The 22984-nt window shown below is 72.2% G+C and carries 18 protein-coding genes and 2 pseudogenes; 5 read left to right on the forward strand and 15 right to left on the reverse strand.

The window, feature by feature from the left end:
- Window positions 1-21: 21 nt before the first annotated feature.
- From ACZ49J_RS06120 to ACZ49J_RS06150, 7 genes are all read right to left on the reverse strand, one after another.
- Window positions 22-1176, reverse strand: a complete 1155-nt coding sequence (locus ACZ49J_RS06120) for a substrate-binding domain-containing protein (RefSeq protein ID WP_467448321.1) — start codon at window positions 1174-1176, stop codon at window positions 22-24.
- Window positions 1173-2306 carry an ABC transporter permease gene (locus ACZ49J_RS06125; protein WP_467448319.1) on the reverse strand — a complete coding sequence of 378 codons (1134 nt, stop codon included), beginning with the start codon at window positions 2304-2306 and terminating at the stop codon, window positions 1173-1175. The genes ACZ49J_RS06120 and ACZ49J_RS06125 overlap by 4 nt, the downstream gene beginning before the upstream one ends.
- Window positions 2303-3850: a sugar ABC transporter ATP-binding protein gene (locus tag ACZ49J_RS06130; protein WP_467448317.1), complete on the reverse strand. Its 1548-nt coding sequence runs from the start codon at window positions 3848-3850 to the stop codon at window positions 2303-2305. Before ACZ49J_RS06130 ends, ACZ49J_RS06125 begins: the two co-directional genes overlap by 4 nt.
- 174 nt (window positions 3851-4024) lie before the next feature.
- On the reverse strand, window positions 4025-6931 hold the full coding sequence (locus ACZ49J_RS06135) for a SpoIIE family protein phosphatase (protein ID WP_467448316.1): 2907 nt from the start codon (window positions 6929-6931) through the stop codon (window positions 4025-4027).
- 723 nt (window positions 6932-7654) lie between these two features.
- Window positions 7655-8173, reverse strand: a complete 519-nt coding sequence (locus ACZ49J_RS06140) for a MarR family winged helix-turn-helix transcriptional regulator (protein ID WP_467448314.1) — start codon at window positions 8171-8173, stop codon at window positions 7655-7657.
- 53 nt (window positions 8174-8226) lie between these two features.
- Window positions 8227-9702 carry a sensor histidine kinase gene (locus ACZ49J_RS06145; protein ID WP_467448312.1) on the reverse strand — a complete coding sequence of 492 codons (1476 nt, stop codon included), beginning with the start codon at window positions 9700-9702 and terminating at the stop codon, window positions 8227-8229.
- Window positions 9699-10397 (reverse strand): response regulator transcription factor, encoded by a 699-nt coding sequence (locus ACZ49J_RS06150; protein WP_467448310.1) that lies wholly within the window; start codon window positions 10395-10397, stop codon window positions 9699-9701. The genes ACZ49J_RS06145 and ACZ49J_RS06150 overlap by 4 nt, the downstream gene beginning before the upstream one ends.
- Window positions 10398-10612: 215 nt before the next feature.
- Between ACZ49J_RS06150 and ACZ49J_RS06155 the strand changes: the two genes are divergently transcribed.
- From ACZ49J_RS06155 to ACZ49J_RS06175, 5 genes are all read left to right on the forward strand, one after another.
- Window positions 10613-11899 (forward strand): ferredoxin reductase family protein, encoded by a 1287-nt coding sequence (locus tag ACZ49J_RS06155; RefSeq protein WP_467448833.1) that lies wholly within the window; start codon window positions 10613-10615, stop codon window positions 11897-11899.
- Between the two features lie 19 nt (window positions 11900-11918).
- A complete protein-coding gene (locus tag ACZ49J_RS06160) occupies window positions 11919-12317 on the forward strand; it encodes an FMN-binding protein (protein WP_467448308.1) in 399 nt (132 codons plus the stop codon).
- A gap of 1 nt (window position 12318) precedes the next feature.
- Window positions 12319-13041, forward strand: coding sequence for an FAD:protein FMN transferase (locus ACZ49J_RS06165; protein ID WP_467448307.1), 723 nt, complete (start codon window positions 12319-12321; stop codon window positions 13039-13041).
- 157 nt (window positions 13042-13198) lie between these two features.
- Window positions 13199-14152, forward strand: coding sequence for an alpha/beta hydrolase (locus ACZ49J_RS06170; protein WP_467448305.1), 954 nt, complete (start codon window positions 13199-13201; stop codon window positions 14150-14152).
- 380 nt (window positions 14153-14532) lie between these two features.
- Complete coding sequence (locus ACZ49J_RS06175; RefSeq protein ID WP_467448302.1) at window positions 14533-15081, forward strand: DUF1062 domain-containing protein; 549 nt, start codon at window positions 14533-14535, stop codon at window positions 15079-15081.
- Window positions 15082-15209: 128 nt separating this feature from the next.
- Here the strand turns inward: ACZ49J_RS06175 and ACZ49J_RS06180 are convergent, their stop codons facing one another.
- From ACZ49J_RS06180 to ACZ49J_RS06215, 8 genes and pseudogenes are all read right to left on the reverse strand, one after another.
- Window positions 15210-16160, reverse strand: coding sequence for a catechol 2,3-dioxygenase (locus ACZ49J_RS06180; protein ID WP_467452032.1), 951 nt, complete (start codon window positions 16158-16160; stop codon window positions 15210-15212).
- Between the two features lie 10 nt (window positions 16161-16170).
- Window positions 16171-17316 carry a 4-oxalomesaconate tautomerase gene (locus ACZ49J_RS06185; protein WP_467452033.1) on the reverse strand — a complete coding sequence of 382 codons (1146 nt, stop codon included), beginning with the start codon at window positions 17314-17316 and terminating at the stop codon, window positions 16171-16173.
- A complete protein-coding gene (locus tag ACZ49J_RS06190; protein ID WP_467452034.1) occupies window positions 17313-18023 on the reverse strand; it encodes a 4-carboxy-4-hydroxy-2-oxoadipate aldolase/oxaloacetate decarboxylase in 711 nt (236 codons plus the stop codon). The genes ACZ49J_RS06185 and ACZ49J_RS06190 overlap by 4 nt, the downstream gene beginning before the upstream one ends.
- Complete coding sequence (locus tag ACZ49J_RS06195) at window positions 18023-18781, reverse strand: PIG-L deacetylase family protein (protein WP_467452035.1); 759 nt, start codon at window positions 18779-18781, stop codon at window positions 18023-18025. The genes ACZ49J_RS06190 and ACZ49J_RS06195 overlap by 1 nt, the downstream gene beginning before the upstream one ends.
- Window positions 18782-18945: 164 nt before the next feature.
- Window positions 18946-19596 (reverse strand): GntR family transcriptional regulator, encoded by a 651-nt coding sequence (locus ACZ49J_RS06200; RefSeq protein ID WP_467452036.1) that lies wholly within the window; start codon window positions 19594-19596, stop codon window positions 18946-18948.
- A 107-nt stretch (window positions 19597-19703) separates the two neighbouring features.
- Window positions 19704-20264, reverse strand: a pseudogene (locus tag ACZ49J_RS06205) (EamA family transporter); the annotation flags it as partial.
- Window positions 20265-20330: 66 nt separating this feature from the next.
- A pseudogene (locus ACZ49J_RS06210) lies at window positions 20331-21128 on the reverse strand (SMP-30/gluconolactonase/LRE family protein).
- Window positions 21125-22954, reverse strand: a complete 1830-nt coding sequence (locus ACZ49J_RS06215; protein ID WP_467452037.1) for a flavin-containing monooxygenase — start codon at window positions 22952-22954, stop codon at window positions 21125-21127. Before ACZ49J_RS06215 ends, ACZ49J_RS06210 begins: the two are co-directional and overlap by 4 nt.
- Window positions 22955-22984 lie beyond the last annotated feature (30 nt).

A 22984-nucleotide genomic window follows, 5' to 3' on the forward strand; every position in this document is an offset into this window, starting at 1 on the left:
GCGCCCGCGCCCGGACGGCCGTCACCGGTTCCAGATCTGCCGGTATCCCTGCTGGTAACCCGAGGGGTCCCACGTGGTGGCGCCCTCGCTGTTGTCGGCCGTGCTGATGTGGACGGGGGCGACGTACCCGCTGGCGGGCTGTCCGGTGAAGGCGCGGTTGAACTCGTCGATGATCTGCCAGCCCTGCAGGGACAGCGGTTCGGGCACGGTGGCGGACTGGTACTGCTCGTTGTTGATCCGCTGGAAGGCGGAGGGGTCGCCGTCGCCGGCGCCGATGTTGAAGGGCGGGCCCTCCCCCGGTTCGCCGGCCGCGCGCAGGGCGGGGGCGGCGTCCGCGAAGTACAGGTCGTTGATGGCGACGGAGTGGGTCCACTCGCTCCGGAAGCGCGACAGCAGGGAGGAGACCTCCCGGGGGGTCCGGCTGCTCGCGTCGGGGATCGGGATGTTGGCGCTCGCCAGCAACCGTACCCCCGAGCAGGTCGCGAGCTGCTTGGTGATCAGGTCGGACTTGTACTTGGCGAACGGGATGGAGGCGTCGGTGAAGACCACGGCCCCGGCGTTGCCGTTCGAGTGGGCGATGATCCACTGGGCGCTGATCCGGGCCACGTCCTCGACCCTGGTGGTGACGTTGGTGAAGAGCCGGGGATTCTCGCTGGGCCCCGGGGCGGCGACCGCGTGCCAGCCGATCAGCGGGATGCCCGCGGCGCCCGCCTGCTGGACCTGCTGCGAGGTCGAGTTGGGGTCGAAGCCCCCGATGACGATGCCCGAGGGCCGCAGGGCCACGGCCTGGCTGAAGGCCGACTGGATACCGGCGGGTGTGCCGCCGCCGTCGATCACCCGGACGTTCCAGCCGACGACCCCGGCCGCCTCCCTCACGCCCTGCGCGGCACCCGCCACTCCGGGGTTGGTCATGGTCTGCGCGACGTAGACGATGCTCCGTCCGGACACCGCCGCGGGACCGCTCGTCGGGCCGTCCCAGGGGACGTCGGTCCGCTCGGCCCGTTCCACGGCGGACTCGGCGCGGGCGTGCACGGTGGGGCAGCCGTTCGGGCCGGCGGTGGGGTTCTGCGGGCCGGTCGAGGATCCTCTTTCGCAGCCGGCGAGGAGGGCCGCCGCCAGCAGGGCCGCGGCGGCGATCCGGGACGGGAAGCCCGTGGGCACGGTGGTGCGGTTCATGAGGTGGTCCCTGGGGTGGTTCCGTCGGGCGGGGACGAGGGCGGGGAGTGCGGCGGCCCGGTGGGCGCCTCGGGGGCCGAGGCGGCGCCGGTGCTCAGCCGGCGGCGGGCCGACCAGCCGGCCAGGCCGACCGCGATCAGCAGGGTGGCGCCGTTGAACAGCGGAATGACCCAGAAATCCGCGCCCAGCTGGCCGATGCCGGAGAGGCCGACGGCGAGGACGGCGACGGCGACGAGGGTGCCCAGGGCGTTGGGGCGTCCGGGCCTGATCGCGGTCGAGCCGAGGAGGGCGCCGACGAAGGCGGGCAGCAGGTAGTCGAGGCCGACGCTGGGGTTCCCGATCTGTTGCTGGGCCGCCAGCAGGACCCCCGCGAAGCCGACGATCAGTCCCGACGCGGCGAACGCGTAGACGGAGTACCTGCGGGTCGGGATGCCCACGAGGTCGGCGGCCCGGGGGTTGGAGCCGACGACGTACAGGTACCGGCCGAGCGGCAGCCGTTCCAGCAGCAGCCAGAGGACGAGCGCGAGGGCGAGCACGTAGAACGCCGGAACGGGAAGGCCGAGGAAGGTCGAGTCGTAGAGGTCGGTGAAGGCGGCGGGCAGGCCCTGGGGGCCGGGGACGATCCGTCCGCCGTCGGTGATCCAGCCGGTGACGGCGTACATCATGCTGCCGGTCCCGAGCGTGGCGATGAAGGAGTCGATCCGGCCGAACTCCACGACGACGCCGTTGAGGACGCCGACGACCGTCCCGCCGGCGATCACGGCGAGGCAGGCGAGCGGCCAGGGCCACCCCTCGTTCACGACGAGCTGCATCACCATGACGTGTGCCAGGCCGAGGCCGTAACCGATGGAGAGGTCGAACTTCCCGGTCACGATGGGAACCATGGCGCCCAGCGCGAGGATGGCCGGGATCGACTGGCTGGACAGGATCGAGTCGACGTTGTCCAGGGTGGGGAACGTGCGGGGCAGGGCGAGGGAGAAGACCAGGAAGAGCAGGGCCGTGAGCGCGAGCAGGCCGTAGGTGCCGAGGAGGTGCCCGACCGGACCGCCCAGCCCGCGCAGCCGCCCCGGCGGGCCCGGTCGGGGTGGCCGGGCCCCCGGCGGGGTGGAGGGGCTGGGCGGGGTGGTCATCGGCTCGTCGCGGTTCCGGAGGGAGGCAGGGCCGAGGCCGCACGGGTGAGCCCCGCCACCGTGAGGTCCGCGCCGCTCAGTTCGGCTGTCACGGTGCCCCGGACGAAGACCAGGGCGCGCCGGCACACGCCCGCGACCTCCTCGAAGTCGGTGGACAGGAGAAGGACCGCGAGACCGGCGGACAGTGCCTCGTCGAGCAGGCGGTGGACCGCGGCCTTGGCGCCGACGTCCACGCTCGCGGTGGGTTCCTCGAGGATCAGCACACGCAGTCCCAGGTGCAGCCAGCGGCCGATCACGACCTTCTGCTGGTTGCCGCCGGAGAGCGTGGCGATGGGCGCCTCACTGTCGCGGGGACGGATCGAGAACCGTTCCATCAGGGTGGTGGCCTCCGCGCGTTCTCGGCGGGGACTGATCCAGTACAGCGCCGGCAGGCCTCCCGCGCGCGGGTTGGCCAGGAGGTTCTCCCGCACGGTGAGCTCGGCGGCGCAGCCCTCCCGTTGTCTGTCCCCGGTCACGAGGCCGACCCCGAGGCCGACGGCGTCGGCGACCAGACGGGGGTGGTACGGCCGGCCGCCGAGCAGGGCCCGGCCCCCGAGGAGGGGCCGGGAGCCCGCGAGGGCCCGTCCCAGGTCCGTGTGCCCGGCTCCGGTGAGCCCGACCAGGCCGAGCACTTCTCCGGCCCTGAGTTCCAGGCTGACCGGGCCCGCGCCGGGTGTGCGCACGTCCTTGAGGATCAGGACGGCGGGGCCGTCGGCGGGGGCCGCCGCGGGCCGGCGGGCGGCCGGTTCCTCGCCGACGATGTCGTGCACCAGGCGGGCCGGGCTGTGCCCCGCGAGGGGGCCGTGGCGCACCAGACGGCCGTCGCGCAGGACGGCGAAGGTGTCGGCGACCTCGTACACCTCGTCCAGGCGGTGGCTGACGTAGAGGATGCCGCGTCCGCTGTCGCGGAGGGTGCGCAGGACGCGGAAGAGGCGGGCGCAGTCGGCGGCGGGGAGGCGGGCGGTCGGCTCGTCGAGGACGATGAGTTCCGCCCGTGTCGCCAGGGCCCTGGCGACGGCGACGAGCGAGCGCTCGGCCGGGGCGAGGTCGGCGACGCGCGCGTCGGGGTCGAGCCGTCCGGAGACGGTCCGCAGGACCTCGGCGCACGTCTCCCTGGTCCGCCGCCACGAGATCAGCCCCGCCCGGCGACCGTACCCGGCGCCCAGGGCGACGTTCTCGGCCACGGTCATCCACTCCACGAGCCCGAGGTCCTGGTGGATGAAGGACATGCTCCGGGTGGCGTCATGGCTGCCGAGGGGATGCCCGGCCACCGTGATCCGTCCCGCGTCGGCGCGGTGGACCCCGGCGAGCACCTTGATGAGTGTCGACTTTCCGGCGCCGTTCGGGCCGAGGAGGGCGAGGACGCTGCCGGCCGGGATGTCGAGGTCGACTCCCTTCAGGGCGCGGGTGCCGCCGAAGTGTTTGCTGAGGCCACGAATGCGGACCAGCGGCTCCGCGCCGAAGGGCGGGGGCGCCGTCGCAGAGGTGTCGGGAGTGTCATGCACGGACATCTCCGGGGGTCGGCCTGGCAAGTACTTCCCGACGTGTACGCGGTACACGAGCATGAGGCACACGAGTGGCACCAATGGTACAGATCATCGCATATACGGCATGCGGGGGCCTGGCGTGTCTCCGCCCGATGGCGCGGCGGGCAGGGCCCTGCCCGCGGAGCCTGGCCCTCAGAGCGTGTCGAGCCGGCATTCGGCCCAGATGACCTTGCCCTCCGGGATGTAGCGCGTGCCCCAGGCCTGGGCGAGCTGGGCGACGAGGAACAGGCCCCGGCCGCCCTCGTCGGTGGTGGCCGCGCGGCGCAGGTGCGGGGCCGTGTTGCTGGTGTCGGAGACCTCGCAGATCAGGGTGCGGTCGTAAAGGAGCCGCACCCGGATGGGTCCGTTTCCGTGGCGGACGGCGTTGGTGACGAGCTCGCTGAGCATGAGTTCCACGGAGAACGCGATCTCGTCCAGTCCCCAGTCGGCCAGCCGCCGGGTGGCGGCGGTGCGGACCTCTGCCACCCGGGCGGGGTCGGCGGGCAGCTCCCAGGTGGCGATCCGGCGGGGGTCCAGCGCGTGGGTGCGGGCGACGAGCAGGGCGATGTCGTCACCGGGGTGGGCGGGCGCGACGGCGTCCAGTACGGCCCGACAGGTGTCCTCGGGTGTGTTGTCCGGGTGGGCCAGAGCCTCGCGCAGGTGGCCGAGGGCCTCGTCGATGTCCCGTTCCCGGTCCTCGATGAGCCCGTCGGTGTAGAGGACCAGTCGGCTGTGTTCGGGGATGTCGATCTCGGCGGTCTCGAAGGGCAGGCCGCCGAGCCCGAGGGGAGGCCCTGCGGGCAGGTCGACGAGTGACACGGTGCCGTCGGGGCGGACCAGCGCCGGCGGCGGGTGGCCGGCGCGGGCCATGGCGCACCGCTTCGAGGTCGGGTCGTAGATGGCGTACAGGCAGGTGGCGCCGATGATGCCCAGGGCGGCCGGGTCGTCCTTGCCCTCCTCGCGGTCCAGGCGCACCACGAGCTTGTCGAGGTGGGTGAGGACTTCCTCCGGGGGGAAGTCGAGTTCGGCGAAGCTGCGGGCGGCGGTCCGCAGCCTGCCCATCGTGGCGGCCGAGTGCATGCCGTGGCCGACGACGTCCCCGACGAACAGGCCGATCCGGGTGCCGGAGAGGGGGATGACGTCGTACCAGTCCCCGCCCACTCCGGACTCGGCCGGCAGATAGCGGTGGGCGACCTCGACGGCGTCCAGCTCGGGCAGCCCGCGCGGGAGCAGGCTGCGCTGCAGGGCCAGGACCATGGTGCGTTCGTGCGTGTAGCGCCGGGCGTTGTCGATGGAGAGGGCGGCGCGGTTGGCCAGTTCCAGGGCCAGGGCACGGTCGTCGTCCGTGAGGGGTGCCGGGTCCCGCGCACGGTAGAAGCTGGCGACTCCCAGGACGACGCCCCGTGCGGCGAGGGGCACGGTGACGAGGGAGTGGACGTGGGTGAGCAGCCGCTCGCCGTGCTCGGGGTCCTGGGCCAGCCAGCCCACGGCGGCCTTGAGGTCGGGTTCCAGTACCGCCCGCCCGGTGGACAGGCAGCGCAGCTGGGGTGTCGTCGGGGGGAAGTCGATCCGTTTGCCCACGGGGCTGAAGGGGAGGTCGTCACGGATGCCGTGGACGACCGTGCGGAGCAGGTCGCCGCGGGGGTCGGCGGGCTCGTCGCCGCGCAGTACGGCTTCGGACAGGTCGATCGTGACGAAGTCGGCGAGGCGCGGGACGGCCGTCTCGGCGAGTTCCTCGGCGGTTCGGCGGACGTCCAGGGTGGTGCCTATGCGGCCGCTGGCCTCGGAGAGCAGCTCCAGGCGGCGGCGTGCGGCCAGGGCGTACTTCGCGACCTCCGGCTCACCGACGAGCACCAGCCCTCCGGCCGGTGCCGACTCGTCGGAGCGGCCGCCCCCGTCGGCGCCGGCTCCGGCGGCACCGTAGGCCCCGCCCCCGTCGGCGCCGGCGACACCGGGACCTTCCGCGGAGTGGGACCACGGTTCCGAGAGGGCGATGACCTGCGGGGGCCCGTGCGGCTGGGTGATCGGGGCAGGTGCGGACGAGACGAGGGGGAGGGCGGTGGCCTCGGCGCGGGCGCCGGGCAACCGGTCGGTGGGGGGCGGGAGGGCGAGCGGCTGGCGGGGTTCGGCGCCCGGGAGGACGGCCTCTACGGCGAGGCCCGCCACCCCGGAGGGACTCGTCATGGGGCGGCTCATCAGCGTCACCCGCCGCCCGCCGGACAGCGCCACCTCCACGGCGGCACGCTGCCCCAGGGAGAGCAGTTCCGCGGCCTTCTCCCGGAGGACCGCTCGATCACCGGGGTGCAGCTCCCGGGACAGCTCGTCCACTCCGATGGCGCGGCCGAGCCAGGCGGCGGGGCCCGTGGCGGTCGCGGAGGCGTCCAGGTAGGCGAGCAGGAGAGCGCGCTCCCGCGCCGACCTCTGGCCGAGCAGCCGCCCCTCGATGGCCTCAGCCGCCTTGCGTATCACCGTGACCAGCTCCGGGTCCTCGGCGGAGCGCGGATAACCCAGGCACAGGACGCCCTCGACACTCCCGCTGAGGGGGTCGCGGACGGGCAGCGCGCGGCAGGCGCTCGTCTGCGAGCGCTCGGCGAAGTGCTCGGCCCCGTAAACCCGGATGAGCCGTCTCTCGGCGAGCGCCAGCCCGATGCCGTTCGTGCCGGCGACCTGCTCGGCGAACACGAATCCCGGGACGCTCTGGATCGCCGGGAGGCTCCTGGTCATGGAGACCTCTCCGAATCGGCGCAGCAGGACCGTCCCGTTCGCGTCGGCGACGGAGATGTTCATGCTGCTGCCCGCGAACCTCTTCTGCAGCCGGTCGAGCACGGGAGTGGCGGCCCGGACGAGTCGGCCGTCCGCGTCGAAGTCCTCCTGGAAGGGGAGCTCCGTCTGGTCCGGTGACAGGCCGAGGGAGCGGCAGCGCTGCCAGGAGTTCAGGATCGAGGGCCGCACTCCTCCCCCGACCGGCTCACCCTGCATGAACCGCTCACGGTTGTGCGCGGGCGCCGCGCCGTCTGCCGCACGCCCCGCCGGTATCGGCTCCTCGCCGGAACGAACCACGCTCCGCCCCACTCACTCCTCGGTCATTCACTCCTCGGGCACATATTCTTCAGGGGCACGCCTTTCGGATAAGTTGGCGATTTCCGAAACTTGGTGGCATTGACGAGCATACGGGTAAATCGCTCGTCGGGACATCGCTCACCAGGATGCGGCGACCTTCGGCCGGGGAAGCCGGCGGCGTGCCTCGTACATGTGGAGGCCAGGCGAGGTGGAGGAGGGCGACGGACGGGGCGGAGGGCGAATTCCTGGGGGAGTTCCGCGCCGGGCGGGACCCATCACCCTGCGGACGGCGACCCTCGCCGCGGCGCCGACGGACCCGGCCATGCCCTCCTGCTCGACCGCATGCCCCACCGAGGTGACCGTCGGCCTCGGGACCTTCCCGCCCCGGTCCCCGATGGACGCGCGGAGCGGCGACCGGCCCAGACGCACGGTGCACGCCCCGGGTCGGGGTACCCGGATCAACGGCCCGGCGGTCGTCACCGGCGGCGGTGCGTCTGCCGCCGTCCGGTGCGGCGGCCCCGCGCAGACGGGGTGTTCCCGTTCGAGGGCGCCGAAACGGCGTTCCGCGCACCGCTGGACCCGCCCCACGAGCTTCGGCCCGACCCTGGGCCGGGCCGACCGGCTCGATGCGGGAGGGAAGCGCTGACGGCCCTGGGCCCTGCCCGCGGCGGTCATCGCGCCCGGGGCGGCGTGAGCGGGCGCCACCCCGGTCAGCGGCGGGTTTCAGTGCGCGTTCGCCGAGGCGGCCTTCTCCTGCTCGACGAGGTCCTCGCCATGACGCAGGAAGTCGTCGACCATGCGGTGGAAGAGAGAGGCGAGCCGGCGGAGCTCCTCGGGCGACCAGTCGTCCAGGGCCAGCTGCATGCCCCGGGCGCCGGCCTCGCGGATGCGGTCGACGGCTTGCCGGCCGGCCTCGGTCAGCTTGATGCGCTGGGCGCGGCGGTCGTCGGGGTCGGGGATGCGGTCCACGTACCCCGACTTCTGCAGCTGCTGCACCTGGCGGGTGACGTGTGAGGCCTCGACGCCCAGCCGGTTGGCCAGCTCCCCCGGGCGCAGCGGCTCGGAGTCGGCCATCTGCCGCAGCAGCGCCACGGCCGCCCGGTCGAGCGGCACTCCGGCCAGGGCCATGAGACGTTCGTGGTGCCGGGCCCGGGTGCTGAGATAGGTGATGCGGGTGAGCGCGCGCTCGATCTCGATCACTTCGGGTGACGCGGGGACGTCGGGGAGCGGTGGTGTGGGCATGCGGTCCACTTTACCATCTTGTTGCCTAACTCAAGTAAATTCCCGGTCGCCGTTCATGTGCGCCTGGGCAGTCTGAGGACGAAGGCCGTCGAGCCCGGCTCGCTCGTCAGCTCGATCGTGCCGCCGTGCGCCACGACCAGCGAGCGGGCGACGGCGAGGCCCAGACCGCTGCCGCCGCGGTCGCGGCTGCGCGCCTTGTCGACCCGGTAGAAGCGGTCGAAGACCCGCTCCCGGTCCGCGGCCGGGATGCCCGGCCCGGAGTCGGTGACCCTGACCACGGCCGTACCGCCCGCGCCGCCCCCGGCGGGCTCTCCCCTGCCCGTCTCTTCCACGGCCACCTCGACGGCCACCTTCGTGCCCGCCGGGGTGTGCACGGCCGCGTTGGTCAGCAGGTTGTCCAGGACCTGCCGGATCCGCAGGGGGTCGACGCGCAGACGTACGGGGTCGGGCCCCGCCGTCACGGTCAGCGGGTGGTCCGGGCGGCCCGCCCGGAACGCGTCGGCGGCCTGCCGGACCAGCTCGACGAGGTCCGCGTCCTCCGGCCGCAGCGGCGTCTCGACGTCGGCGGCGTCCAGCCGGGCGAGCAGCAGCAGGTCGTCCAGCAGGACGCCCATCCGGGCGGCCTCGGCGCGCAGCCGGGCCAGGTGCTTGTCCCTCTCCTTGGGTGCGTTGGCGGCGGCGTACTGGAACAGGTCGGCGTAGCCGCGCACGGACATCAGGGGCGTGCGCAGCTCGTGCGAGGCGTCCGCGACGAAACGGCGCAGCCGCTGCTCGGCCTCCGTGCGCACGGCGAGCGCGTCGTCGATGTGCTCCAGCATCCTGTTGAAGGCGGTGCGCAGTTCCTCGACCTCGGGGCCGCCCTTCCCGCCGTCGGCACGCACCGGCAGCCGTGCCGAGTCCGTCGTCAGGTCGTGCGAGGTGATGTCGCGCGCGGTGTGCGCCATGTCGCCGATCGGCTTCAGGCCCCGCCGCAGCAGCGACCGCCCGAACACCACGAGCGCCAGCAGCGCCAGGGCGAAGGCGACCACCTGGACCGTGATCAGCCGCCCGACGGTGTCCTCGATGTCCTGCATGGGCGCGCCGCTGACGAGGACCACTCCGGGTTCCACCTCGCAGGCGCGCAGCCGGTACAGGCCGTCGCCCTTGAGGTGCTCGGTGCGGATGAGCTCCGTGTCCGTTGCGGCCTGGGCCTGGGCCAGGGCGGTGAGGTCGTCGACGTCCTTCGGTACGTCGCCGGGATCCTCGGGCTTGCGCAGGGTGGGGGTGCCGTCCGACACGTCGTACACGGCGTAGTACCAGCGGTAGTACTTCTTCCCCTCAAGCGTGCCGTGGTCCGCGATGCTCTTGGACTGGGCCACCTGGGCGAGCTTCAGCTGGTCGTTGAGCTGGGCCGACAGGTAGTCCCGCATGTAGGTCGTGAGGGCTGTGCCTACGACGGCGAACACCACCAGTGACAGGGCGCCGAGGCCCAGTGCCAGGCGGGTGCCCAGGGGCATCCTGCGGCCGGCCCGCCGCAACCGGCGGATCACTCGGTGACCTGCCGCACCACGTAGCCGACGCCACGGACGGTGTGGATGAGGGACGCGCCACCGTCGTCGGTGTCGTCGAGCTTGCGGCGCAGCCGGCTGACGACCAGCTCCACCACGTTGGAGCGCCCGCCGAAGCCGTACTCCCAGACGTGGTCGAGGATCTGCGCCTTGGTGAGCACGGTCGGCGACTTGCGCATCAGGTAGCGGAGCACCTCGTACTCGGTGGGGGTGAGGGTGAGCGGCTTGTCGCCGCGCCGGACCTCGCGGGTGTCCTCGTCCATCGTCAGGTCCGCCACCTGCAGCACGGACCGCTGGAAGCCGGGGCCGGTGCTGCGGCGCAGCACGGTGCGCAGCCGGGCCATGAGCTCCTCCACCGCGAACGGCTTGACCAGGTAGTCGTCGCCGCCCCGGGTGAGGCCCGCGACCCGGTCGGCGACGCCGTCACGTGCGGTCAGGAACACGACGGGCACCATCGTCCCGGAGGCCCTCAGCCGGTCGAGCACGCCGAAGCCGTCCAGGTCGGGGAGCATCAGGTCGAGCACCACGATGTCCGGATGGAACTCCCCGGCCCGGCGCAGCGCCTCCTCGCCGGAGTTCGCCGTGACCGCGTCCCAGCCCTCGTATCGGGCGACGGTCGCCACGAGGTCGGCGATGGGCGGGTCGTCGTCCACCACGAGGAGTCGCACTCTGTCCACGTGCTCATACTGCTTCACGTCCTCCATGAGGCCACAGCGGCCCCCCACCTGGACCGGCCGGAAGCACTTCGCTAAGAACTTGAAAGTTAATCGACAGCAAAACGACAGCCCTGACCAGGCAGGCTCGGTATCCCCACGATCCGAGCGAGGAGTTTCTGTCCGTGACGACTGTTGAAAGCGTCTCGCCGCCCTCAACGGCAGCGATACGCCCCCGGGTGGTGGCCCGTACGGGGCTGTACGCCGTGCTCGCCGTCAATGTGGCCGTGGTTGCCTTCTTCTTCACTCAGGCCGGCTTCGCCTCGAACACCCTCATCGTGCTGGGCCGGCTGACCGGTCTGTACGGCGCGCTCCTGATGGCCTTCCAGCTGCTGCTCGTGGCCCGGCTGCCGTGGCTCGACCGCCGCATCGGCATGGACCGGCTGACCTCCTGGCACCGCTGGACCGGCTTCGGCATCCTGTGGACGCTGCTCGCGCACGCCGTGTTCATCGTCTTCGGCTATGCCGAGTCCTCCTCCCTTGACCCGGTGAACCAGCTGGTCGACCTCGCCGAGACCGTGGAGGGCGTGCTGCGCGCCGTCGTCGCGCTGGGGATCATCATCGTCGTGGGCGCCGTCTCGGGCCGCTTCGCCCGGCGCCGGCTGGCCTACGAGACATGGCACTTCATCCACCTGTACACCTACGTCGCCGTGGTGCTGGCCTTCACCCACCAGGTCGCGGCCGGTACGACGTTTACCTCGTCGCCCGCGGCCACGGCGTACTGGTACGGCGTGTGGGGCGTGGCCCTCGCCTCGGTGTTCACGGGTCGGCTCGTGCTCCCGCTGTGGCGGAACTGGCGTCACCAGCTGCGCGTCACCGCGGTCGTCCCCGAGGCCGACGACGTGGTCTCGATCCACATGACCGGCAAGGACCTCGACCGCATGCCCGCCCGGGCCGGCCAGTTCTTCCTGTGGCGGTTCCTGACGAAGGACCGCTGGTGGCAGGCCAACCCGTTCTCCCTGTCGGCCGCGCCCGACGGCCGCACGCTGCGGCTCACCGCCAAGGCGGCCGGCGACGGCAGCGCCGCCCTGAGGCACGTGAAGGTCGGCACGCGCGTCTTCGCCGAGGGCCCCTACGGCGCCTTCACCGCGATGCACCGAACCCGGCCGGAGTCCCTGCTCATCGCCGGCGGCGTGGGCGTCACCCCGATCCGCGCGTTGCTGGAGGAGCTGCACGGTCACGCCGTGGTCATCTACCGGGTGGCCACGGACCGGGACGCCGTCCTGTACGAGGAGCTGCGGGACCTCGCCCACGCCAAGGGCGCCGAGCTGCACCTGGTCACCGGCCCCGCCAGCCCCGACAAGCTGGCGCCGGGCGAGCTCGTGAAGCTCGTCCCGGACATCGCGGACCGGGACGTGTTCCTTTGCGGACCGCCCCCGATGATGAACGCCGTTCTCGGCAGCCTGCGTGAGCTGGGCGTGCCCAAACCGCAGATCCACTTCGAGCGCTTCAGCCTGGCGGGATGAGGGAGACGAGGAGAACACCGTGAAGCGAGCACTCCCTGTCCTGGCCCTGACCATCGCGGGCCTCGTCCCGGTGTGGCGCTACGCGCCGTCGACCGGCACGACGACCACCGAGACCGCCGCGCCCGCCCCGGCGCCTTCCTCCTCCACCGGCTCCTCGGGCCAGGTGGTCGCGGGTTCGACGGTGAGCACCGAGAAGGGCGACGTCCAGGTCCAGGTGACCTTCGACGGCGAGAAGATCACCGCCGTCAGGATGCTGAAGCAGCCGGACCACCCGCAGACCACGGCCGCCGTACCGAAGCTGATCAAGGAGACACTGGCGGCACAGAGCGCCGGCATCGACACCGTGTCCGGCGCCACCATCACCAGCGACGGCTACAAGGAGTCCCTCCAGGCCGCCATCGACGCGAGGGGCGCCTGACGTGCGGCGCGTCGAACACGTCATGGGGTTTCCGGTGTCGCTGAGGGTCGACGACGCGGACGTACCCGAGGAGGCGGTGGACGCGGTCTTCGCCTGGCTGCACGAGGTCGACGCCCGGTTCAGCCCCTTCAAGCCCGACAGCGAGGTGTCGCGGCTGGACCGGGGCGAGCTGTCGGCCGACGACCTCGGCGCGGACCTGCGTGAGGTGCTCGATCTGTGCGAGCACTTCCGGGAGGCGACGGGTGGCGCGTTCGACGTGCGGTTGCCCGGTCGCGGGCTCGACCCGTGCGCGGTGGTGAAGGGCTGGTCGGTCCAGCGGGCCGCGGAGCTGCTCAGGGCGGCGGGGGCGGAGCGGTTCTGCCTCAACGCCGGCGGTGACGTGGTCGCGGCCCACGGCCCGTGGCGGGTCGGCGTACGCCACCCCGAGCGGGCCGACCGGCTGTGCGCGGTGCTGGAGATCACCGACGGCGCGGTGGCCACGTCCGCGCGGTACGAGCGCGGCGACCACATCGTCGACGGGCGCACCGGCCGCCCGGCCACCGGTCTGCTGAGCCTGACCGTCGTGGCGCCGTCGCTGACCGAGGCGGACTCGGTCGCGACGGCGGCGTTCGCGATGGGGACGGAGGGCATCGAGTGGGCCGCTTCCCGCGAGGGCTGCGAGGTGTTCGCCGTGGACGCCGAACGGCAGGTGCTTCGCACTCCGGGGTTGCCTGTGGCGGCCTGAGGTGGCCGGCCCCCGCCGTGACTGCCCGGGGCCCCAAATTCTTGACGTCATCAATCATCACAGAAAAGAATGATTGATAACCTCAAGAAGGCCGGGCGTGCCGGGCATGCGACGTCGCGTGGCCTCGATCGGCGCCCATTCGACCGAAGGAGCCGCATTGTCCATACTCGCCCGGCCGGCGGTGGCCTCCGTCGCCGCCAGGATGATGCAGCGTGGCACCGCGCTGGCCGCCCGGCGCCCCAGCGGGCGCGGCTCCAGGGCCGCCTGGCTCGGGCGCCTCCCCGAGTTCCCGCGCAACACCCGCGAGCTGACGATCCCGGCCTCCGTCGCCCCGGCCCCGGCGGTGATCCACCTGCCGGACTCCCCCGAAGGCGCGCTGCCACCCGTCCACGTCAACTTCCACGGCGGCGGGTTCGTCCTGCCGGGAGCGGAGATGGACGACGCGCTGTGCCGCTTCCTCGCCGCGGAAGCGGGCGTGGCCGTGATCAACGTGGAGTACGCCGTCGCCCCGCAGCACCGGTTCCCCGCCCCTCCCCGCCAGGCGTACGACATCGTCCGCTGGGTCGCGGAGCACGGGGCCGAGCAGGGCTGGGACGGCGGCCGGCTCACCGTGGGCGGCCAGAGCGCCGGGGGCAACCTCGCGGCAGCGGTGGCCCGCCAGGCCTTCGAGGAGGACGGCCCCTCCATCGCGCTCCAGGTCCTCCACTACCCGCCGCTCGATCTCGCCACTGATCCCCGGAACAAGCACGCCGTCATCGCCAAGCCGATGCTGCGCCCGTGGCTCGGGGACATCTTCGACAGCGCGTACGCGCCGGACCGGCTCCGGCGCTCCGATCGCCTGATCTCTCCGGCCAACGCCGCGGACACCGTGGACCTGACGGGCATCGCCCCGGCACTCGTCGTCACGGCGGAGCACGATCTCCTGCGGGCGGAGGGAAAGCGCTATGCCGAGCGGCTCGACAAGGCCGGAGCGCTGGTCGAGCACCACGACGTCCGCGGGGTCGACCACGGCTACGACCTCGACGACGCCGAGGCCGCCCGGCCGGTCTACGCCCTGATCGCGGACCACCTGCGCAGGGCCACCGAGGCGAAGACGGGCACGGACGGCTGAGCCGCCGGCGATCCGGCCGGTCCACCACCGGGGACGACCCTCCGGCCCCGGAGCTCCTGGCCGCTGCCGCGGCCGACGGCATCGGCTGGACCGCCGTCGCCGCGTGGGAGGGTCGGCCACCCCGCGCGAGGGCGATGGCCACGGCTGCCGGAGCACGCGGCTGAACGCTCACCGTCCCGGGCCACGCCCGGCGGTGCGCTCGAAAATGAGTGGAGCCGCGCGGCTGTGTGCCCTTACCGTGCTGCCGGACCAAGTCGCCTGAGCAAGGACGTGCCGTTGTACACCCTGTGAGACCCCCCGAGTGCTGATGTGTCGCGCGTCGCGCATGTGCGCCGCGCTGCTTTCTGCTGCGGACTTCTCACTGAAACCGGTGTACTTCTGTGCTCAATACCTGGGTGGTCGCGCCCACCTGCCTGCCGACCGTTCTCCTCCGTTGCCACGCGTGCGCGTCCGGGCGCTTCCGGGCAAACGGCAAATTTCGCGTCAACGCGAACCACAAGCTGCTCGACGCCTGGCTCCTCGTGCTCTGTACCGCCTGCGGGGACACGGCGAAGCTCACGGTCCTGGAGCGCATGAACGTGCGCTCCGTACGGCCCGGGCTGCTCGACCGGCTGCATGACAACGACCCGGGCCTCGCGGCCGAGTTGCTCCAGGATCCGGCCGTGCGGCGCCGCAATCGCATCGCCCTCGACTGGGCGGGCGCCTGGCGCCTCGACACCGGCGGATCGGATCACCTGGACCGCGAGGTGATCGACGTCTCGGTCCGCTTCGCGGCGCGGATCCCCGTCCGGCCGGTGCGACTGATCGCTGAAGTCTGCGGTCTTTCGCGAGCCGAGGCCGAGCGACTGATCGCGGAGGGGAAGCTCGTCTCGGCGGCCCGGCTGAACAGCAGGCTCTCCGGCGACTTCACCTTCACGCTCAAGCGCTGAGCCCTCCTCGGGGCCGGGGCCGGTCCGGCGTGATCCGCCGGACCGGCCCCGGCCGAGTGGCCCGTCCCCTCGTCGGCGTGGACCACGGGGTGCGCCAGACGCTCAGGACCGCCCAGAAGGGGTGACCGTCAGGCGACCGGTGGTGTGCCGTGGGTGTGAAAGGACTCGATGGTCTTCAGGCCCCAGGCCTGGCCCTTCTTCCGTTCTTCCTCGGTCCAGGTGATCAGCGGCCAGTCCGGGGCGAGCACCAGACGCGTGAGCGGGTTGCACAGCTCGACGCGGTTGCCGCCCGGCTCGTAGACGTACAGGAAGAACGTCTGCTGGATGGCGTGCTTGTGCGGGCCGGTCTCGATGAACACACCGGTGTCCAGGGCCAGATCGGCGGCGCGCAGGATGTCCTCGCGGGTGTCGGTGGCGAACGCGATGTGGTGCAGCCTGCCGCGCGAGCCCGTCCAGTCCTCGGTGTGGACGACGTCGTACGACTTGTGGGTGAACGTCAGCCACTTCGCGGCGATCCTGCCCGTGTCGAGCTGGATCTGCTCGGTCGGCCTGGCGCCGAGGACGTGCTGGTGGAAGTCGGCGTTGGCGGCGACGTCCGCCGCCAGGTAGTTGACGTGGTCGAGGCGGCGTACGCCCACGCCGTGGCCGGGCTTGGCCTGGGGCTGGTTCTTCAGGCCCGGCTTGAGCTCGTCCGGTGCCCGGTACCACTCCGACTCCCAGTACAGGGCGATCTCGTGGCCGTCGGGGTCCGTGGTGACGTACAGCGGTCCGAGGCCGGGCTCGTCCTCGGTCCAGTGACCCTGGTGGCCGGCGGACTCCACCTCCTTGACCCGGCGTCGCAGGGCCTCCTCGCTGGAGGCCCGCAGCGCGGTGCGCCGGATTCCGGAGGTCTCGTGCGCGGTGAGGACCAGGCTGTGGTGCTCGTAGTCGTCCCAGGTCCGCAGATAGACCGAGTCGCCGCGCCGTCCGCTGACGGTCAGGCCGAGGTAGTCGGTGAAGAACGCCAGGCTGCGGTCCGGTTCCGGGGTGAGCAGTTCGACGTGCCCGAGGTGGGCGATGTCTCCCAGGGGCGGAGTCATCCGGTTCTCCTTAGGGGCGTTCGGGCGCGGAGGCGGGGGCGTGAGCAGGTGCTGGCGGGGGTTCGGGGGCGGTGGTGTGCGCCGGGCGGGGGAAGACCGTCCCGTCGAAGATCTTGCGTGCCGTACGGACGACGGCGGTGCGGCGGGCCACGGGCGCCGAGTCCGCTCCCGGGGTGCCCTGATCGACACCGGCCTCGATGTCGAGATAGCCGGTGGGGTGCTCGATGCGCAGCCGGTCCCCCTCGCCGGGGAGCCGGGCGATGTCCTCGCCGACCCCGCCCGTCAGGCGCAGCCCGGCGGCGACGCTCGCGGCGCCCAGGACGCCGATGGAGGTGTGGCAGCGCACCGGTATGAACGTGCGTGTCATGACCGCGCCGCCGTGCCTGGGTGGCGCCAGCAGGCTGAGCTTGGGCACGGTGGTGCCCTCGACGTCGCCGAGCCCCATGAGCCGGCCGGCCTCCAGGCGGATCGCGTGGAGCCGGTCGGCCAGCGCCAGGTCCGCCTCCAGGTCGCCGGGGTCCTCGTAGCCGCTGACGTTCAGCGCGGAGGCGGCGATCAGTACCGTCGGCATGCCGTTGTCGACGCACGTCACGGGTGTGCCGGCCACGGTGTCGCGGACGTTTCCGGTGGGCAGCAGGGTCCCGCCGCCCGGCGGGAACTCGATCACCACCGGCGCGGCGGTCCCGGGCACCCCTGAGATCTCCGCGGTGCCGGTGTACGCGACACGCCCGCCGGGAGTGGGGAACGTCGCGGTGGCCAGTCCCCCGGTGTTGAGCATGCGGACGCGCACCGCGGTCTCGCCGTCCCGGGGGGCCACCAGGCCGCGTTCGACGGCGAACGGGCCGACTCCGGTGAGCAGGTTGCCGCAGTTCTGACGATCGGTCACCTCCGGTCGCTCCACTGCGACTTGGAGGAACAGGTAGTCGACGTCCGCCTCGGGGTCGGAGGAGGCGGAGACCACGGCCACCTTGCTGGTCAGGGGGTGCGCCCCGCCGAGTCCGTCGATCTGGCGGGGGTCGGGGCTGCCCATGATCCGCAGCAGCAGGGCGTCGCGGGCTGCGGGGTCGGCGGGCAGGTCCGCGGCGAGGAAGTAGGCGCCCTTGGAGGTGCCGCCGCGCATGAGCGTGCAGCGCACCTCCTCGGACTGCGGGGTCACGATCCCGCCTCCTCGCGGACGTGCTCGTCGTACGGCACGTACGTCACGCCCAGCCGGGCGAGCGTCTCACGCAACCCATAGCGGTCCAGGCCGAGTTGGCCCTCCAGGAACGCCGCGCGGGACGCGGCCTCCTTCGCCTCCCGGGCCTCGGACGCCTCGGCCGCGCGCCGGGCCCCCTCGCGGGGCACACAGACCACTCCGTCGTCGTCGGCGAGGATGACGTCGCCGGGCCGGATCACCTGGCCGCCGATGGCCACGGGCACGTTGACCGAGCCTCCGGTCGCCTTGACCGTGCCCTGCGGGCTGACCGCCGCGGCCCAGGCCGGGAAGCCCATCTCACGCAGTTCGGCGGTGTCGCGGATGCCCGCGTTGATGACGAGTCCGCGTACGCCGCGCCGCCTCAGTGCTGTGGCGAAGAGTTCGCCGAACATGCCGTCGGTGGAGGGCGAGGTGGTGGTGACCACGAGGATGTCGCCCTCGCCGCACTGCTCCACGGCGGCGTGGATCATGAGGTTGTCGCCGGGCCAGGAGAGCACCGTGACGGCCGTGCCGGCGACCCGGGTGTCCCGCTGGACCGGGCGCAGATGGGTGCCGAGCAGGCCGGTGCGGCCCATCGCCTCGTGCACGGTCGCGACGCCGAAGGCCGCGAGCGCCTCGACGTCCTTGGCGTCCGCCTTCGGCGGGTTGGTGACGATCACGCCGCCCATCAGTCGAGTACCTCCGTGACCTGCGGGTACGGACGCATGTACGCCTCTGCCATCGTCGTGTGGGCCAGGCCCAGGTTCGGGCCTGCGTTGCGCTTGAGCTGGACACCGCGTCGGACGGCGAGGTCGGTGTAGTAGTCCCACAGGTGCCGCTGGGCGGCCAGGCACTCCATGGCCTTGCGCTTGGTGTCCCACACCGCGGTGATGTCGAGGAGCACCTCGGGCCTGAAGCCGCACATCTCGGGTTGGTGCGGCTCGAAGAAGAACACCGGCGGTGCGCCGATGATCTCGCCCTCGGCCGGGTAGCCGATGGCCTGGGCGAGGACCCGTGCGTCCAGGGCCATGCGGGCAGCCGCCGGGTGGTCGCCGTTGTACGGGTCGTCGAGCGGGTGGGTGAGGACGACGTCGGGCTGGGCGCGCCGGTAGACGGTCACCAGCCGGTCGGTCAGCTCCGGTGTGGAGATCAGGGGATAGTCACCCGCGTCGAAGAAGACGACCTCCGCACCCAGGATCGCCGCGGCCTTCTCGGCCTCCTCCCGGCGTATCGCCTTGATCTCGTCGAGCTGCCTGCCCTCGCGCCACGCCTTGGCCGACTCCCCGCGTTCACCGAAGGTCAGGCAGGCGATGGTGACCTTCTCCCCGCGTGAGGCGGCCAGAGCGATGGCTCCGCCGGCCCGCCACACGAAGTCGCCGGCGTGCGCGGTGACGACGAGGGTCGATCGCGGCGGTCGGGGGCCGGCGGATGCTGCGCCTTGCGTCATTGCTTGGGTCCTCCTCTGGACAGGGGTGCGCCCCTGAAAGGGGCGCGGGGCTGTGTCGAATATGCGGCTCCGCCGCGTGGGCGCGACCAGCCACAACAGACCCGCAGCCGACCACCGGACAACAACCCGGCAGACGAGACGAACCCGGCCACCCCCGGAGGGGATCAGTCCCGGTACGCCTCGATCACGCTCCCAAGATGGGCACGCACGGCCTCCTCGGCCGCCCGCGGGTCCCTGGCCCGGATCGCCTCGATCACGGCCAGATGCTCACCCAGGGACTGCTGAGGCCTCCCCGGCCTGAGCGCCAGCTGGAACCGGTGCTTCACCAGCTGCGCGTTGAGCCGCTCCAGCAGCCCCACGGCCACCTGCTGGCCGGAGAACTCCCGGATCCGGCTGTGCAGTTCGTTGTTCAGCTCGGAGTACGTCACCGGCTCACCGTCGGCGACCGCCTTGGACATCGCCTCGCCCAGCTCGGTCAGCTGCGCGAGCTGTTCGTCGCTGGCCTCGACGGCGGCCTTGGCCGCGCAGAGTCCTTCCAGGACCATGCGGCACTCGGTGATGGCGACCGCCTCCTCGACGGTCACCACCCGCACGCGTGAGCCGCGGTTGGGGATCCGCTCGACCAGCCCCTCGGACGCCAGATCGATCAGTGCCGCGCGGACACTGGCCCGCGTCACACCGAACTGCTCGGCGAGTTCGTTCTCCACCAGCCGCTGGGCCGGCGCCATCTCGCCCCGCAGGATCGCCTGCCGCAGCTTCGCGAGCGCGAGCTGTTTGGCCTGTTCTCCGGTGCCCGGACGGGCTTCCTCGGCCATCTGCCCTCCCTGAGTGAGTGCCTGTCGAAGGTAAATCTAGGCCAACAAAATTGTCAACAATTTCGCCGACATGATTCTTCCGGGCACTTCCCCGCGCACGACCCGGCTCAGGACCGCGTCGTCAGGATGCTGACCGCGTTCGCGGCGACGATCGCCCCGATGCCCGCCCACTCGGCCCCGCCCAGACCCTGCCCGAGGACCACCCGGCCGACGGCCGCCGCGAGAACCGGGTTGACGCTCATGAAGAGGCCGAAGGCACGCGCCGGTACGCGGCGCAGGGTGGACAGGTCCGCGAGATACGGCACGGCGGAGGAGAGGACCCCGGCGGCGACGGCGTACCCGAGGGATGCGGCCGTGGGCGGGTGCTGGACCACGACGACGGCACCGACCGGCAGGAACACCAGCGCGGACACACCGGCGGCGGCCGCCGCTCCCCGCGCTCCCGGGACCCTCCGGCCGACAGTGCGGTTGAGCAGGATGTACGACGCCCAGCAGACGGCGGCCAGCAGGCCGAGCCCCATCCCCACGTAGTCGGTCGAGGGCCGGGGACGCATGAGGACGACGGCTCCCGCGCCCGCGAGCACCGCGCAGCACGCGTCCGGACGGCGCCGGGACGCGGCGAGGTCGACAGTGAGCGGGCCGAGGAACTCCAAGGTCACCGCCAGTCCGTGATCGAACTGCTCACGGAGCTCTACCGCACGGCGTGAGCCCCGGCCCGTGCGGCACTCGGCCCGTCACCGCCGCGGGCCGGGCCTGCTCAGCCGCAGCACCGTGCCCTCGCCGTTGGCCGAGAGCAGCAGGTCTCCGTCCGGGGTGACGGCGAGGCCCGCGAAGCGGAGGGCCGCGCCGGGCATGCCGCCGGCGAACAGGGCGGGGTCGGTGCGCGGCACGGCCCCCGGGGGCGGCCCGACCGGCAGGTCCTCCGCCTCGGTCCTGCTCTCCCCCGTGGTCAGGGAGATCGCCCGGAGGCTGCGGGGCCCGGTCTCCACCGTGAACAGTTCGTCGCCCAGGATTACGAGGCCCTGCGGTGCCCCGAGGCCGTCCGCGACGACCACCGTTTTGCCGTCCTTGATCCTGAGCACCGCCCCGAGCCGGTCGTCGCTCACCTACAGCCGGTCGCCGACGCACGTGATGCCGTTGGGGTTGATCACCTCCTCGGAGACCAGGGTGTACTCGCCCCGCGGACCGCGCCGCCACACCCGGCCGGGCACCAGATCCGCTATGTACATCGAGCCGTCCGCGCCGAAGGCCAGGTCGTCCGGCGACTGGACCGGGCTGTCCATCGGTACGACGACCTCGACGTCCCCGGTGGCGGGATCCACGGCGCTGATCTGCCCGGCGAGGAACTGGGCGACGTACAGCCGCCCGTCCGGGCCGAACGCAACGCCGTTGGAACCCCACAGCCGGTTGGGCGGGTTGAGCCGCTTCGCCTCCCAGCGGGTGCTGACGGGCCGTCGGCGGCCGGTCTCGTCGAACCGGGTGGGGCGCGCTGTCTTCGCCTCCTCCATCGTCTCGCGTCCTTCCCCGCTCATTCGGCGTCGACCAGGACGTCGCGCATGCCGCCGTCGGAACGCCAGCTCCGCAGCAGTTCGTGGAAGGCGACCGGGCCGTCACCGAACGACTCGCTGCGCTCCCTCGGCATGCCCTCGTTGTTGTAGTAGCCGGGCGTGCACTCGGCCTGGAACTTGTGCAGGTCGGCGGCCTTCTGACGGATCACGGCCACCCAGGCGTCCTGGGCCTCGGCGGTCGGCTCGACGTACCGGGCGCGCCGTTTGCGCGCCTCGGCGACGACCTCCGCGACGTGCGTGGCCTGCTCGTCGAGGATGTGCACGTAGTTCACGGCCGAGGCGTTCTGCAGCGGGCCGAGCTGGAAGAGGTTGGGGAAGCCCTGGCTGTAGAACCCGTGCAGTGTCTTCGGGCCGGTGCTCATCCAGGACTGCAGCAGGTTGACGCCGTCCCGGCCGGACACCGGCAGCCGCCCGGACAGGATTCCGGAGACGCCGACCTCGAAGCCGGTCGCGAAGATGACGCAGTCGACCTCGTACTCCACCCCGCCGACCACGACGGCGTTCTCGGTGATCTTCTCCACGCCGTGGGTGCCGGCCGTGTCGACCAGGGTGACGTTGGGCCGGTTGAAGGTCTGCAGGTAGGTGTCACTGAACGTGGGCCGCTTGCACATGTAGCGGTACCAGGGCTTGAGGAGCTCGGCGGTATCCGGGTCCTCGACCATCGCGTCCACGCGGGCGCGGATCTCGTTCATCTTCTGGAAGTCGGCGATCTCGTACAGCCGTTCCCGCTCCTCGGGCGGGACGTCCGCGTAGGCGTTGGTCGGGATCAGCTTCTCCTGCAGGCGGGCGCTGCTGGTCCAGGCGTCGTCCACGAGGTCCTCGTCCACCCGGATGCCGGTGACGACCTTGAGGAAGTTCTCCATCCGCCGTTTCTGCCAGCCCGGCTGGAGCGACCTCGCCCACTTCGGGTCGGTGGGGCGCTGGCCGCGGACGTCGACCGAGGAGGGCGTGCGCTGGAACACGTACACGTGCCCCGCGTCCGCCCCGAGGTGGGGCACGACCTGGATGGCGGTCGCGCCGGTGCCGATGAGGGCGACGCGTTTGTCGGCGAGCCCCGTCAGGCCGCCGCCCGAGTCGCCGCCGGTGTAGGCGTAGTCCCAGCGGCTGGTGTGGAAGGTGTGCCCCTTGAAGGTCTCGATGCCGGGGATGCCGGGGAGTTTGGGCTGGCTGAGCGTTCCGCTGGAGATCACCACATGGCGTGCCCGCATCTCGTCGCCGCGGTCGGTGCTGACGATCCACTCCAGCTCGGTGTCGTCCCAGCGCAGTCCGGTCACCTGGGTCTGGAAGCAGGCGTCCCGGTAGAGGCCGAAGTGCCGGCCGATCGCCATCGCGTGCTGCCGGATCTCCTCGCCGGGCGCGTACTTCCACTTCGGGACGTAGCCGACCTCTTCGAGCAGCGGCAGATAGATGTACGACTCGATGTCGCAGTGGATGCCGGGATACCGGTTCCAGTACCAGGTGCCGCCGAAGTCCCCGGCCTGTTCGATCACCCGGATCGACACGACTCCGGCCTGCCGCAGCCGTGCGCCGGCGAGGAGGCCGCCGAACCCGCCCCCGACGACGACCACGTCGACCCGGTCACGCAGGGGCTCCCGCTCGGTGAACTCGGTGTACGGGTCGTCGGCGTAGGAGCCGAACTCGCCCGTGACGCGCTGGTACTGGCGGTTGCCGTCGGGGCGGATCCGGCGGTCGCGCTCGGCGCGGTACTTCTCGCGCAGGGCGTCCGGGTCGAAGCCCAGCTCCTCGGGGGTGAGGGGGGTGTCGGCGGACGGGCTGTGGGGGGTGGACATGGTGCCCTCTTCTCTTGTGTCTTGTGTCTT

The sequence above is a fragment of the Streptomyces sp. NPDC030840 genome, assembly GCF_055572015.1.

Excerpts from the sequence above, each read along its gene's own strand:
- ACZ49J_RS06120 (WP_467448321.1), bottom strand. The coding sequence starts at position 1,176 with ATGAACCGCACCACCGTGCCCACGGGCTTCCCGTCCCGGATCGCCGCC.
- ACZ49J_RS06125 (WP_467448319.1), bottom strand. The coding sequence starts at position 2,306 with ATGACCACCCCGCCCAGCCCCTCCACCCCGCCGGGGGCCCGGCCACCC.
- ACZ49J_RS06140 (WP_467448314.1), bottom strand. The coding sequence starts at position 8,173 with ATGCCCACACCACCGCTCCCCGACGTCCCCGCGTCACCCGAAGTGATC.
- ACZ49J_RS06180 (WP_467452032.1), bottom strand. The coding sequence starts at position 16,160 with ATGACTCCGCCCCTGGGAGACATCGCCCACCTCGGGCACGTCGAACTG.
- ACZ49J_RS06190 (WP_467452034.1), bottom strand. The coding sequence starts at position 18,023 with ATGGGCGGCGTGATCGTCACCAACCCGCCGAAGGCGGACGCCAAGGAC.
- ACZ49J_RS06195 (WP_467452035.1), bottom strand. The coding sequence starts at position 18,781 with ATGACGCAAGGCGCAGCATCCGCCGGCCCCCGACCGCCGCGATCGACC.
- ACZ49J_RS06200 (WP_467452036.1), bottom strand. The coding sequence starts at position 19,596 with ATGGCCGAGGAAGCCCGTCCGGGCACCGGAGAACAGGCCAAACAGCTC.
- ACZ49J_RS06215 (WP_467452037.1), bottom strand. The coding sequence starts at position 22,954 with ATGTCCACCCCCCACAGCCCGTCCGCCGACACCCCCCTCACCCCCGAG.